9 protein-coding genes are annotated in these 13,360 nt (G+C 75.5%); 5 read left to right on the top strand and 4 right to left on the bottom strand.

Translation table 11 applies throughout. From position 1 onward, the window contains the following. Positions 1-13: 13 nt before the first annotated feature. A complete protein-coding gene (locus tag ACIG47_RS14500; RefSeq protein ID WP_397431594.1) occupies positions 14-862 on the top strand; it encodes a PHP domain-containing protein in 849 nt (282 codons plus the stop codon). Beyond that, the gene (locus ACIG47_RS14495; RefSeq protein ID WP_397414388.1) at positions 859-1,494 is read left to right on the top strand and encodes a MarC family protein; all 636 of its coding nucleotides are present in this window, start codon (positions 859-861) and stop codon (positions 1,492-1,494) included. The genes ACIG47_RS14500 and ACIG47_RS14495 overlap by 4 nt, the downstream gene beginning before the upstream one ends. Positions 1,495-1,512: 18 nt before the next feature. Here ACIG47_RS14495 and ACIG47_RS14490 read toward each other — a convergent pair whose 3' ends face one another. The 3 genes from ACIG47_RS14490 to ACIG47_RS14480 all read right to left on the bottom strand — a co-directional run bounded on the left by ACIG47_RS14490 (position 1,513) and on the right by ACIG47_RS14480 (position 4,156). Next, positions 1,513-1,809, bottom strand: a complete 297-nt coding sequence (locus ACIG47_RS14490; protein WP_397431593.1) for a DUF1905 domain-containing protein — start codon at positions 1,807-1,809, stop codon at positions 1,513-1,515. Positions 1,810-1,951: 142 nt separating this feature from the next. Further along, positions 1,952-3,631, bottom strand: coding sequence for a DEAD/DEAH box helicase (locus ACIG47_RS14485; RefSeq protein ID WP_397431591.1), 1,680 nt, complete (start codon positions 3,629-3,631; stop codon positions 1,952-1,954). 303 nt (positions 3,632-3,934) lie between these two features. Continuing rightward, positions 3,935-4,156 carry a DUF3107 domain-containing protein gene (locus ACIG47_RS14480; RefSeq protein WP_397414380.1) on the bottom strand — a complete coding sequence of 74 codons (222 nt, stop codon included), beginning with the start codon at positions 4,154-4,156 and terminating at the stop codon, positions 3,935-3,937. 215 nt (positions 4,157-4,371) lie between these two features. Between ACIG47_RS14480 and ACIG47_RS14475 the strand changes: the two genes are divergently transcribed. From ACIG47_RS14475 to ACIG47_RS14465, 3 genes are all read left to right on the top strand, one after another. Beyond that, the gene (locus tag ACIG47_RS14475; protein ID WP_397431589.1) at positions 4,372-5,358 is read left to right on the top strand and encodes a DUF3152 domain-containing protein; all 987 of its coding nucleotides are present in this window, start codon (positions 4,372-4,374) and stop codon (positions 5,356-5,358) included. Between the two features lie 100 nt (positions 5,359-5,458). Further along, positions 5,459-8,857 carry a PD-(D/E)XK nuclease family protein gene (locus ACIG47_RS14470; protein WP_397431587.1) on the top strand — a complete coding sequence of 1,133 codons (3,399 nt, stop codon included), beginning with the start codon at positions 5,459-5,461 and terminating at the stop codon, positions 8,855-8,857. Next, positions 8,854-12,336: a UvrD-helicase domain-containing protein gene (locus ACIG47_RS14465; RefSeq protein WP_397431586.1), complete on the top strand. Its 3,483-nt coding sequence runs from the start codon at positions 8,854-8,856 to the stop codon at positions 12,334-12,336. Before ACIG47_RS14470 ends, ACIG47_RS14465 begins: the two co-directional genes overlap by 4 nt. A gap of 24 nt (positions 12,337-12,360) precedes the next feature. Here the strand turns inward: ACIG47_RS14465 and nudC are convergent, their stop codons facing one another. Continuing rightward, entirely contained in the window at positions 12,361-13,260 is a 900-nt protein-coding gene (gene nudC, locus ACIG47_RS14460) for an NAD(+) diphosphatase (protein WP_397431584.1), read from the bottom strand. Between the last annotated feature and the right edge of the window lie 100 nt (positions 13,261-13,360).

Below are 13,360 nucleotides of genomic sequence, written 5' to 3'. Positions count from 1 at the left end.
CTACCCTGGTGGAGTGATCGACCTCCACACGCACTCCACGGCGTCCGACGGCACCGACTCGCCAGCGCGCCTGGTCGAGGTCGCCGCGCAGGCCGGCATCACGACGCTCGCCATCACGGACCACGACACCACGGCCGGCTGGGCGGAGGCCGCCGAGGCGGCGGGCCGCGCCGGCGTCGGGCTGGTCCGGGGCGCCGAGATCTCCGCGATCGCCGCCACCCGGGGCTGGGGCACGGGCGTGCACCTGCTGGCCTACCTGCACGACCCCACGCACCCCGACCTGCTGGCCGAGACCGAGCGCACCCGGGACGACCGCGAGTCGCGTGCCCGCCGCATGGTGGACCTGCTCGGCGAGGACTACCCGATCACCTGGGAGGACCTGCTGGCCCAGACGCAGCCCGGCACCACGCTCGGCCGCCCGCACATCGCGGACGCCCTGGTGGCGGCCGGTGCGGTCCGCGACCGCGACGAGGCGTTCGCCACCATCCTGCGGCCCGGCACCCGGTACTACGTGGGCCACTACGCGCCCGACGCCGTGGCCGCCGTCCGCGCGGTCCGGGCCGCCGGTGGCGTGCCGGTCTTCGCCCACCCGGGGGCCGACGCCCGGGGCCGCGTCGTGCCCGACTCCACCATCGAGGAGCTGGCCGCGGCGGGCCTCGCGGGGCTGGAGGTGGACCACCGCGACCACACCCCGGACACCCGGCGGCGGCTGCGCGACGTCGCCGAGTCCTTGGGACTGCTGGTCACGGGGTCGAGCGACTTCCACGGCGCGGGCAAGCAGAACCGCATCGGGGAGAACACGACGGCGCCCGAGGTGCTCGACGCGATCGTCGAGCAGGGAGCACTCGAGGTGCTGCGGTGAGCTGGTTCGACGTCGCGCTGTTCACCGAGGTGTTCGTGACGCTGTTCGTCATCATGGACCCGCCGGGCACGGTGCCCGTGTTCCTGGCGCTGACGTCGCGGATGACGGCGCACGACCGGCGCCGCGCGGCGCGTACCGCGATCCTCGTCGCGTTCGGCGTGATCGTGGTGTTCGCGCTGTTCGGGCAGCTTCTCCTGGAGCACATGGGGATCTCGCTGGCGGCGCTCCAGGCGTCGGGCGGTCTGCTCCTGCTCCTGGTCGCCCTGGAGCTGCTGATGGGCAAGATGGACGCCGGCGAGTCCGAGCCGGGCGGTCCCGCCCGGAACGTGGCCCTCGTGCCGCTCGCCACGCCGCTGCTGGCTGGGCCGGGCACGATCGTGGCCACCATGGTCTTCGTGCAGCAGGGTGTGCACGCGGGCGAGTCGCGGATCGGGCACTACGCGTCGATCGGTATCGGCATCGTCGCGGTGTGCATCTGCACGTGGGCGGCGATGCGGTTCGCGGGCGTGGTGCACCGGGTGCTCAAGGACTCCGGCGTCACGCTGGTGACCCGCATCGCGGGTGTGCTGCTCGCCGCGATCGCCACGCAGATGATCGCCAACGGCGTCATCGAGTTCGTCCGCACGGTCTGACGGCGGGGCGGGTCCCGCTCAGACGTCCAGGGTCTCCAGGGAGACCAGGACCGGTGTGGAGGGTTCGAGGCTCTCGGCCTGCCGCACCTTCTTCTTCATCGGCAGCACATAGCCGCCGTCGCGGTCGCTGGGGAAGACCGACGTGGTCCACGTGGTGCTCCCGACGGTGACGCGCACCCGGATGGAGCCGAACCCGCGCGGCGGCAGGGGCAGGTCGGCCAGCTCGTCGGACTGCTCGGGCGGCACGGTCACGAACCACCAGGCGTCGGTCCGGGCCTGCCACTGCCACAGGGGCGCCGTGAACTCGATCTGCACGCCCCGAGTGTGGCAGACGAGCGGGGAGCACGAGAGCCGGGTCCCCACGTCGCCCGACGTGGGGACCCGGCTCTCGTGCGCGCTGGGCTCGGCCGGCTTCGGCCGGCCGGTCTCAGGTGACCGGCCTCAGCCGGCCGGTGGCTCAGTCGGTGGTCGCCTGGCCGCCGTCGGTGGCCGGCCGGCCACCGCGGGTGCGGCGGCGGGTCCGGGTCCGACGCCGACGCTGGCCGCCGTCGCCCTCGCCGTCACCCGCGTGCTCGCCGCCGTGGCCGGCGGGAGCACCGCCGGGCTGGGCGCCGCCGTCCGACGCGGCGCCGCCGTCGGGCCGGGACGACGAGCGCGACGCGCCGCCCTGCCGGCCGCCGGAACGGTGCCCCCCGGAACGGCCGCCACCGGAACGCCCGCCGGAGCGGGACCCGCCGTTGCGCTTCCCGGTCTCGCCGAGGTCCTCCAGCTCCTCGGCGTCGAGCCCGGCCAGGTGCTGCGCGGAACGCGGCAGCCGGCCCTTGGTGCCCTCGGGGATGCTGAGGTCGGAGTACAGGTGCGGCGACGTGGAGTAGGTCTCGACCGGCTCCGGGAAGCCGACCTCGAGCGCCTTGTCGATGAGCGACCAGCGCGGCACGTCGTCCCAGTCCACGAAGGTGACCGCGGTGCCGGTGTTGCCCGCGCGGCCGGTGCGGCCCACGCGGTGCAGGTAGGTGCGCTCGTCCTCGGGGCACTGGTAGTTGACCACGTGCGTGACGTCCTCGACGTCGATGCCGCGGGCGGCGACGTCGGTGGCGACGAGCACGTCGATCTTGCTGTTGCGGAAGGCGCGCAGGGCCTGCTCGCGGGCGCCCTGGCCGAGGTCGCCGTGGATGGCACCGGCCGCGAACCCACGGCTCTGCAGCTCCTCCGCGACCTTCGCGGCGGTGCGCTTGGTGCGCGCGAACACGATGGTGCGGCCGCGGCCCTCGGCCTGCAGCAGGCGGGCCAGCACCTCGACCTTGTCCAGGGCGTGCGCCCGGTACACGACCTGCTTGATGTTCTTGACGGTCGCACCCTCGTCGTCCGGCTCGGCGGCGCGGATGTGCGTGGGCTGCTTCATGTAGCGGCGGGCCATCGAGACGACGGCGCCCGGCATGGTGGCGCTGAACAGCATGGTGTGCCGCTGCGCGGGGGTGCGGGCGAGGATCTTCTCGACGTCGGGCAGGAAGCCCAGGTCGAGCATCTCGTCGGCCTCGTCGAGCACGACCGTCGCGGCCCGCAGCAGCGTGAGGTGGCCCTGGTTGAGCAGGTCGATCATGCGGCCCGGGGTGCCCACCACGACGTCGACGCCGGACTTCAGCGCCTCGATCTGCGGCTCGTAGGCGCGGCCGCCGTAGACCTGCACGATGCGCACGTTGCGCCGGGCGGACGCCGTGCCCAGGTCGTTCGCGACCTGCACGGCGAGCTCACGGGTGGGAACCACGACGACGGCCTGCGGCTTGCCGGGGGCCACGAGCTGGTCGTAGCCATCCTCGCCGGGGGCGACGACGCGGTGCAGGAGCGGCACGCCGAAGCCGAGCGTCTTGCCGGTTCCGGTCTTGGCCTGGCCGATGATGTCGTGCCCGCTCATCGCGACGGGCAGCGTCATCGCCTGGATGGGGAAGGGGTGGGTGATGCCCGAGTCCTTGAGCGCCTCGACGATCTCGGGGCGGACGCCGAAGTCCGCGAACGTCACGTTCTGCGCCTGGATGGCGGACGGGCTGGAGTAGTCGGGACCCGAGCCGATGGTCGGCTCGGGGGTCACGGTGGCCGCGTTCGCGGCCGGGGTGTCTGTGGTAGTCACTGGCGCCTTCATCTCTCGCGGCGCGGTGGGCCCTCATGGCCCGGCGATCGCGCCTTCGTGCGGCAGCCGATCGTGGAAATCATCGCGCGCCAGGGCCCAGGGCCCCGGCTGCGCGTCCTGTCGGGGCGGCCTCGGGTGAGGCCGGAGCACAGGCTCGGGGGTCGGAACGTGACGACCGGGCAACCGATGTACGCCAGTCATGGTACGCGCACGATGTTTCCGCGTGGTTAGCGAAACGCGTCCAGGGACCCGGTTAGTAACGAACGCCACGTGGCGGACGGCGCATTCGGGCGCAATCCGCCACGTGCCGACGGGTCAGACCGCGCCGAAGCCGACCTTGCGCTGCTCCTCGGAGCCGATCTCGACGTAGCCGATGGCGCTGCCGGGGATGATCACGCGGCGGCCGCGGGAGTCGGTGAGCTCGAGCGGGCCACCGGACAGGGCCTTCTTGACCGCGGTCGCGACGGCGTCGGCGGTCTCCTCCGTCTCGACCGTGACCTCGCGCGGGAGGTTCTGCACACCGATGGTGACGTCCACGTTTACTCCAGTTCGGTCGGGGATTGCGCCGTGTGCCCGGGGGTCCGGGGACCCGGCCACACGATCCTAGTCACGGCGGGCGGCCGTCGGCCCGCGGTTTCGCCGTGAGCCGATCGGCCCTGTGCGCGCGGGAGACCTCGCGGGCGAGACCTCACGGGCGAGACCTGTGGACGAAGCCATGGGCGGGCGGCCCGGTGCGTGGCACCATGGTCGGCGTGAGCGGTCCGACCTCCCCCCGCCGCGCGATGGTGACGCTCGGCCTGTGCCTCGCGCTCGGGCTCGGCGCGGGCGTGGTGGTCACGATGTCCACGGAGCCGGACGCCTCCGCCGCCGCCGTCGCCGGTGCGGTCGAGGACAGCCTCGGCGACGGTGCGGCCGACGTGGTCCGGGACGCCTACGAGGCGGCCCGGTCGGGCGACCGCGTCTCGCCCCCTGCGCCGGCGGCACAGGCGGCACCGGCGCGGCTCCCGACCCCGGACCCCGCCGAGGTGGCGAGCTCGCCCACGCCCTCCGGCACCGTCGCGTCGCCATGGGCCGCGACGTCCGCCCCGGGGCCGGGCAAGCAGGCGCCGCCGTCGCCCGGTCCCGTCCCGAGCCCGACCGCCGACCGGTCCCCGGCGCCGGACCCCGGCTCCGGGCTGGTCGGTACGCGGACCGTCGTCGAGGAGAAGCTCTCGGGCCGGCTGGTCGTGGCGCGCGGGTCCCGCCCCGCGCCCGCCGAGGGCAGGAGCAAGGGCAAGGTCTGGCGCGTCCAGGTCGCCGTGGAGCGGGGCCTGCCCGTGGACCGTGAGATCTTCGCGGCGGCGGTGCTGGCGACCCTGAACGACCCGCGCGGATGGAACGGGGCGGACGGCTCGACCTTCGCCCGGACCGACTCCGACCGCTACGACGTGCGCGTGGTGCTGGCGAGCCCGGGAACCACCGACGAGCTGTGCCTCCCGCTGGACACGATCGGCGAGCTCTCCTGCGGCATCGAGGAGACGGCCGTGCTCAACTTCAAGCGCTGGGCCACGGGGTCGAAGGCCTGGGGGAGCATCGTCCGCTACCGGCAGTACCTCGTGAACCACGAGGTCGGGCACGTGATCGGCTACCACCATGACCTCTGCGCGGGCGAGGGGGAGCACGCGACCGTGATGGTGCAGCAGACCACCACGACCAGTGGCTGCGTTCCCGAGCCGTGGCCCGCCCCGGACGCCCGCTGAGCCGTCGGGCACGAGCCCACGTGCGGAACGAATCGGGCATTCCTGACGTGTCCGCGCGGGGGCGCGGGGAGTGTCAGTGGGTCGTGGTTCGATCGTCCGCGTGACACCGACCCCCACCCTCGCACCTCGTCTGGCGCCGCCCGGGACCGTTCCCGGCGGCGCCGGTCCCGTGCGCCTCGACGAGAGCCAGTCGGCCGCCGTCGAGACCGCGCTCGCCCGCCGCGCGACGCTGGTGCTGGGGGCGCCCGGCTCGGGCAAGACCACGATCGCCTGCGAGGTCGCCGTGCGTGCCCTCGCCGGTGGCACGAGCCCGGAGCGGGTGCTGGTCCTCGCGGCGTCGCGGCGCGCCGCTGCCCGGCTGCGGGACGAGGTGGCGGCACGGGCCGGGCGCACGGTCGGTGCGCCGATGGTCCGCACGGCGTCGTCGGCGGCGTTCGCCGTGCTCCACAAGCGGTCCGCGGCGCTGGAGCTGCCCGCCCCCACGCTGGTGTCGGGCCCGGAGCAGGACCTGGTGCTCGCCGAGCTGCTCGCGGGGCACGTGGCGGGCGAGGGCCGGCCGCTCGCGCTCCCGGCCGGCCTGCCGGAGGAGTCGCTCGGTCTGCGGGGCCTGCGCCAGGAGCTGCGCGACCTGCTCATGCGCGCGGCCGAACGCGGTCTCGGCCCGGTCGAGCTCGACGAGATGGGCCGGGCGAACGAACGCCCCGAGTGGGTCATGGCCGCGCAGCTCTACGAGGAGTACCTCGACACGATGGCGCTGCGGCTCGCGACGCCCGACGCGGGGCCGCGCTACGACCCGGCGGTCGTGATCGACGAGGCCGCGCAGGCCCTGCGCTCCTGGGCGGAGGACGTGCCCGGGGTGGCCCGCCCCGCCTGGGACCTCGTCGTGGTGGACGACTACCAGGAGGCCACGGCCGCGACGGTCCGGCTCCTGCGGGTGCTGAGCGACGACGGCGCGCGTCTCGTGCTGCTGTCCGACCCTGACGCGGCGGTCCAGACCTTCCGTGGCGCCGCACCCGGGCTCACCGGCCGCGCCGCCGCCCCCGCCGGCCCCGGGCGGGCCTTCGGCGCGTTCGACGCCGAGACGGTGGTGCTCGGCACGGTCTGGCGGCAGGACGCCGGACTGCGCGCGGTGACCCGCGCCGTGACCGACCGGATCCCCGTCTCCGCGAGCGCGCTCCACCGGCGGGCCGGCGGCCGCACCGAGACCGAGAGCGAGACCAAGGCCGAGAACGAGAACGCAACCGGCGCCGTCGATCCCGTCCAGGTGGCCGTGCTCGCGGGTGCGGCCCAGGAGGCCGCCTGGATCGCGCGCGAGCTGCGGGCCGAGCACCTGCTGCGCGGCACCCCCTGGGACCGGATGGCGGTGATCGCCCGCAGCGGCACGCGACTGGGGGCGCTCCGGCGGGAGCTCGTGTCGGCGTCGGTGCCGGTCGCGCTGCTCGGGTCGGACCTCCCGCTGCGGGACGAGCCCGCCGTGGCACCGCTCCTGGCGGCCGTGCGGACCTGCGCCGGTGCACCCCGGGGGAGCCTGGAGGCGCTGATCGCCGAAGAGCTCGACGGCTCCGCCCACGAGGTGCTCGACCCGGAGACGGCCGCGCTGCTGCTGGTCTCACCGCTCGGCGGGCTGGACGCGGTGGCACTGCGCAGGCTGCGCCGCGCGCTGCGGGCCGAGGAGCTGTCGGCGGGCGGCGGGCGGACGTCGGACGCGCTGCTCGTCGAGGTGCTCGCGGACCCGGCCCGGGCCGCGCTGCTGCCCACGCAGGTTCGGCGCGGGCCGCTCGCCGTCGCCCGCGTGCTGGCGGCCGGCCGCGAGGCCGCCGCCGAGGCCGGCGCCACCGCGCAGACGGTGCTGTGGGCGGTCTGGGCCGCGTCCGGGCTGGCCGAGCGGTGGAGCGCCGCGGCGCTCGCGGGCGGGCCGGCGGGACTGCGGGCCGACCGCGACCTCGACGCCGTGCTCGCGCTCTTCCGCGCCGCCGAGACGTTCGTGGACCGCATGCCGGGCGCGCCGGTCGCCGCGTTCGTCGACTACCTGGCGTCCCAGGACCTTCCGGCGGACTCGCTGGCGGCCTCGGCCCAGGGAGCGGGCGCCGTGGAGGCGCTCACGCCCGCCGGCGCGGCCGGCCGTGAGTGGGACGTGGTGGTCGTGGCCGGTGTGCAGGACGGCGTGTGGCCGGACCTGCGCCTGCGGGACTCCCTCCTGGGCTCGCAGGCCCTGGTCGAGCTCGTCGCCGGCCGGTCGCAGGACGGCCGGGTGGTCGGGTCGGAGGCCCGGCGGCAGGTGCTGACCGACGAGCTGCGCGCCTTCGCGGTGGCGGTGTCCCGGGCTCGGCGCCGGCTCCTGGTCACGGCCGTGGAGGACACGGAGGAGGCACCCAGCGTCTTCTGCGACCTCGTCGCGCCGCGGAACGACGGCGGCGACGGTCCCGACCCGCGCCGGGTACCGGTCGGGCCGCCGCTGGACCTGCGCGGTGTGGTGGCCGCGGCTCGCTCGGAGCTGGTGCGGTCGGCGGGGGGACAGGTGGCACGAGCCACGCCTGCCGTCGCGGCGACGCCGCCTGCCGAGCCCGAACCCGCACCCGAGCCCGCACCCGAGCCCGAGCAGGCACGCGTCGGGCGCACCGCCGTCGAGCACCCTGCCGCGGCGCTCCTCGCGGACCTCGCCGCGGCGGGCGTCGCGGAGGCCGACCCGAGCACCTGGTACGGCGTGGCCGGGGTGTCGAGCGAGGTGCCGTTGTGGGGCGAGCGGGACACGGTGACGGTGTCGCCGTCGAAGGTCGAGACGGTGACCACGTGCGCCCTGCGCTGGGCGTTCGAGGCGGCGGGCGGTACCCGGCCGGACGCCACCCACCAGACCCTCGGCACCCTGCTGCACTCGATCGCCCAGAGCCACCCGAAGGGGTCGCTCACGGATCTGCGCAAGGAGCTGGACCGGCGCTGGCCGGAGCTCGCCCTGCCCGACGGCTGGCCGTCGCTCCAGCTCCGCAAGCGGGCCGAGCGCATGGTGGAGCGCCTGGCGGACTACCTCGCCGACGCCGGCGAGCCGCTCCTGGTCGAGGCAGACTTCGACCTGCGGGTGGGCCGCGCGCGCCTGCGTGGTCAGGTGGACCGCGTCGAGGATGCGGGCGACGGCGCCGTCACGGTGGCCGACCTGAAGACCGGCAAGACCGCGGCCAGCAAGGACAAGGCAGCGGAGAACCCGCAGCTCGGCGCGTACCAGCTCGCGGTCGAGGAGGGTGCGCTCGACCTGCCGGAGGGCACGGTCAGCAAGGGCGCGAGCCTCGTCTACGTGGGGACCGAGACGGTCTCGGCGAGCGTCCGGAACCAGCCGGCCCTGGCGCCGGACGAGGACGGCAGCAGCTGGGCGCGGGACACCGTCGAGGGCGCCGCCGACACCATGGCCGCCGCGCGGTTCGCGGCACGGAACAACGACCTGTGCGAGGTGTGCGTGGTGCGACGCTCCTGCCCGCTGCAGCCCGAGGGACGGAACGTGGTCGAGTGAGCGAGCCCGAGATCCGGCTGTCGGCGCGTGCCATCGCACGCCTGCTCGGCCGCCACGAGCCCACCGACGAGCAGGTCCGTGTCATCGAGTCGCCGCTGGAGCCCGCGCTGGTCGTCGCGGGTGCCGGGTCGGGCAAGACCGAGACCATGGCCGCGCGCGTGGTCTGGCTCATCGCCAACAGGCTGGTCCAGCCCGAGCAGGTGCTCGGCCTGACGTTCACGCGCAAGGCCGCGGGCGAGCTCACCCAGCGGGTGCAGACCCGGCTGGCGCAGCTCAACCGCGCGCTGGGCGAGGAATCGGGCGAGGCGCTCGCCGGCCTGGACCTCGACCGGCCCACCGTCGCGACCTACAACGCCTACGCCGCGTCCCTCGTGGCCGACCACGGCCTCCGCCTCGGTGTCGAGCCCAGTGCCCGCCTGCTGGGCCAGGCGGAGCAGTGGCAGCTCGCCTCCCAGGTCGTCGAGTCCTGGGACGAGGACCTCGGCACCGACAAGGCTGTCAGCACGGTCACGGCGGCGGTCGTGGCGCTGTCCGGCGCCCTGGGCGAGCACCTCGTGGACCCGGCCGACGCGCGCGACCGGCTCACCGAGATGGCCGAGCACCTCGAGTCCGTCCCGCTCGGCCCGCGGCAGAAGAAGCGGACCAAGGACGTCGACAAGCTCATCGCGTCGGTGGCGGAGCGGGCCCGGTTCGTGGACCTCGTGGTCGAGTACCGGCGTCGCAAGCGCATCGCCGAGGCCCTCGACTTCGGCGACCAGGTCGCGTTCGCCGCCGAGCTCGCCCGGGACGTGCCCCTCGTGGGCGCCGCGGAGCGGGCCCGGTTCGAGGTGGTGCTGCTCGACGAGTACCAGGACACCTCCTACGCGCAGGTCGAGCTGCTGTCCGGGCTGTTCGGCGGCGGGCACCCCGTGACCGCCGTCGGCGACCCGCACCAGTCCATCTACGGGTGGCGTGGTGCCTCGGCGGCGGGCCTGTCCCGCTTCCCCGACCGCTTCCGGCACCGCGACGGCGCACCCGCCGCCGTGCACTACCTCTCGACGTCGTGGCGGAACGACGCCGCGGTGCTCGCCGCGGCGAACGTCGTGTCCGGCCCGCTGCGCTCGCGTACGGGCGCGGGCGGCAACGTCGAGGTGCCGCCGCTGGACCTTCGTCCCGGTGCGGGCGACGGCGTGGTCTCCGCGCACGTGGCCGCCACGCTCGAGGAGGAGGCCGACGCGGTCGCCGAGTGGGTCGCCGCACGCTGGCGCTCCGGTGCGCACCCGGACGGGCGCTCGACGGCGGCGGTCCTGTGCCGGGCACGGGCCCAGTTCCCCGCCCTGGAGGTGGCCCTGCGCCGGCGCGGCCTCCCGGTGGAGGTCGTGGGCCTGGGCGGCCTGCTGTCCACGCCCGAGGTGGTCGACGTCGTCGCGCTGCTCCAGGCCGCGCACGACCCGTCCCGCGGTGACTCGCTGCTGCGTCTGCTCACGGGTCCGCGCCTGAACCTCGGCGCCGCCGACCTGCATGCCCTGGGCTCCTGGGCGGCCGACCTGGCCCGCCTGGACGACCCGCGCCGAGCGGTCGCGGAGACCAGGCCGGAAGACGTCCCGCCGGCCGCGACCGCCGGGACAGCCACCGCGACCAGCGCCGGGACAGCCACCGCGACCAGCGCCGGGACACCCGCAGAGGCAGCCACCGGCACCACCGACGCCCTGGACGAGGACCCCCGCGTCGTCGAGGGTGACGTGACCGACCATCGCTCGATCGTCGACGCGCTCGACGACCTGCCGCCGGAGGGCACCCCCGCTCGTGACGGCCGGGTGCTGTCCGCCGATGCCCACCGACGCCTGACGGCCCTGGCCCGGCTGCTGCGCGACCTCCGTGGCCTCACCTACCTGTCGCTGCCCGAGCTGGTGGTCCAGGCCGAACGTGCGCTGGGCCTCGACGTCGAGGCGGCCACGGCCCTCGCGCTCGCGGGCGCCGGGGTCGGGGGAGCGGTGAGCGACCGCGGCCGGGAGCACCTCGACGCGTTCCGGGACGTCGCCGCGTCGTTCGCGCAGTCCTCGGACACCGCGACGCTCGGCGCCTTCCTCGCGTGGCTCGGCGTCGCCGGGGAGCGCGAGCGCGGCCTGGACATGCCGGTCCACGAGCCGGACCCGGACGCCGTCCAGGTGATCACCGCGCACGCCGCCAAGGGCCTGGAGTGGGACTCGGTCGCCGTGGCGGGCCTCGCCGACGGCGCCTTCCCCACGTGGGACCGGGGCGCCCGGTCCGGGGAGACATCGTCGGGCTGGCTCTCCGACCTCGGGGAGCTGCCCTACCACCTGCGCGGCGACGCCGACGACCTGCCGCGCTTCGACTGGGAGCACGCGTCCGACACCAAGGACCTGGTCGCGTTGCGTGACGAGTTCAAGGCCGAGTGCGGCGAGCACCGGCTCGCGGAGGAACGCCGGCTGGCGTACGTCGCGTTCACCCGCGCCCGGCGCGAGCTCTTCCTCACGGCCTCGTGGTGGGGTACGGCGAGCCGGCCGCGCGGCCTCTCCCCGTTCCTCGCCGAGCTGGTCGACGCGGGCCAGGTCACCGCCGACCTGTGGGCACCCATGCCGGAGCCGGACGCCGAGAACCCGCGCAACGCGGAGGAGATCACCGCGCTCTGGCCGGCCCCGGAGCACGCCGGCGCCGCCCCGGCGCAGCCGACGGCCCGCGACGTGCTGCGGGCCACGGCGGCGCTCGTGGACGATGCGGCGGAGGACCGCCTGGTGGCGCTCGCCGCCGCAGGGCTGCCGCCCGACGCGCTCACCGCACCGCGTGGCACCCTGGCGGACGCCGCCGGCCATGACCTGGTCGACCTCACCCGCATGCTGCTCGCCGAGCGTGACCGGCACGCGGACCGGGAGGTCGCGTTCCCCGCGCACGTGTCGGCCTCGGGGCTGGTCCGGCTCGCCGCGGACCGCGACGCCTTCGCGCTGCAGCTCCGCCGCCCGGTGCCGGTGCAGCCCACGGTCCACGCCCGCCGGGGCACCCGGTTCCACGAGTGGGTGGAGCAGTTCTTCACGTCCGCGACCCTGCTCGACGTCGACGACCTGCCGAGCGCCGAGGACGACGACCTGCCCGAGGACACCGACCTCGACAAGCTGCGCGACACGTTCCTGGGGTCGGAGTGGGCGGCCCGCACGCCGGTGGCGGTCGAGGCCGACGTCGAGACCCCGGTGGCCGGCGTCATGCTGCGCTGCCGCATGGACGCCGTCTTCCGGGACCCGGCCGCGGGACCCGACGCCGTGGTCGTCGTGGACTGGAAGACCGGCCGCGAACCGCTCGACGCCGCGGCGCGGGCGGCCCGCGAGGTGCAGCTCGCCGTCTACCGGCTGGCGTGGTCCCGCTGGACCGGGCTGCCGCTGGACCAGGTGAGCGCCGCGTTCTACTACGTGGGGTCGGACGCGACCGTCCGTCCGGACCGGCTGCTCGACGAGGCCGAGCTGGAGGCGCTGATCCGGGGCGCCTGACGCGCGTCGTCGCCCACGGGGGCGTCAGCCGCCCATCGGGCCGCCGAGCCACTCCTCGATGAGGGCACGGCCGATCGAGTTGCGGCCGTGCGGACTCAGCCGGCCCTCGGCGAGCGCCGCGGTGAGCTCGGCGCGCGTGAACCAGTCGGCCTCGGCGATCTCGTCCTCCTGCCGGACCAGCTCCGTGGTGGTCGCGCGGGCACGGAACCCCAGCATCAGCGACGCGGGGAACGGCCAGGGCTGGCTGCCGCGGTACTCGATCGACCCGGGGTCCACGACGACGCCGACCTCTTCCGCGGTCTCGCGGACCACCGCCTGCTCCAGGCTCTCGCCCGGCTCCACGAACCCGGCCAGCACCGACCGGCGGTCCGTGCCCCACTCGGGCCCGCGCGCGAGGAGGAGCCGGTCGTCGGCGTCGGTGATCGCCATGATCACCGCGGGGTCGGTGCGCGGGAAGTGGTGCGACCCGTCGGCCGGGCAGACCCGCACCCAGCCGGCCTGCGCCACGTCGGTGGGCGTGCCGCACAGCGGGCAGTGGGTGTGCGAGGCGTGCCACCGGGCGAGGGCGAACGCCTCGACCGCCAGGCCCTGCTCCAGGTCGGGCACGTCGAGCGTGCGCATCCCGGCCCAGTCGACGTCGAGCTCCGGCTCCGGGTCGGTCCCGGGCTCGGCCAGGACGGCCGCCAGGTAGGCGACGCCGTCGGCCTCCCCGAGGAACAGGTGGATGTGCGCGGTGAGGTGCGCGACGTCGGCCGAGGGGAACAGCGCGACCCGCGACCCGGTCGTGGCCACCCGGTCGCCGCGCAGCACCAGCACCCGGGTGCCCGGCTCCTTGCGGAGGTCGTCGACGAGCCGGGGTTCCGCGCGCCGGTGGGCGGCGCGGTCGTGGGCGGCGCGGAGGAAGGGGAGATCGAGAGGGAGCACTGCACGACGGTAGCCGCCCGGCGGGGTGAGCCGCCGGGCATCACGCGATATGGAGCGCCCACGAACCTTGTCTAGCAAGTCTTGTATTGCAAGTCTTGCT

It is taken from the genome of Promicromonospora sp. NPDC052451, assembly GCF_044547525.1.
Classification (GTDB): Bacteria; Actinomycetota; Actinomycetes; order Actinomycetales; family Cellulomonadaceae; genus Promicromonospora.
The sequence above is the reverse complement of the archived record's forward strand: the minus strand, read 5'-3'. Positions and strand labels throughout refer to the sequence as shown.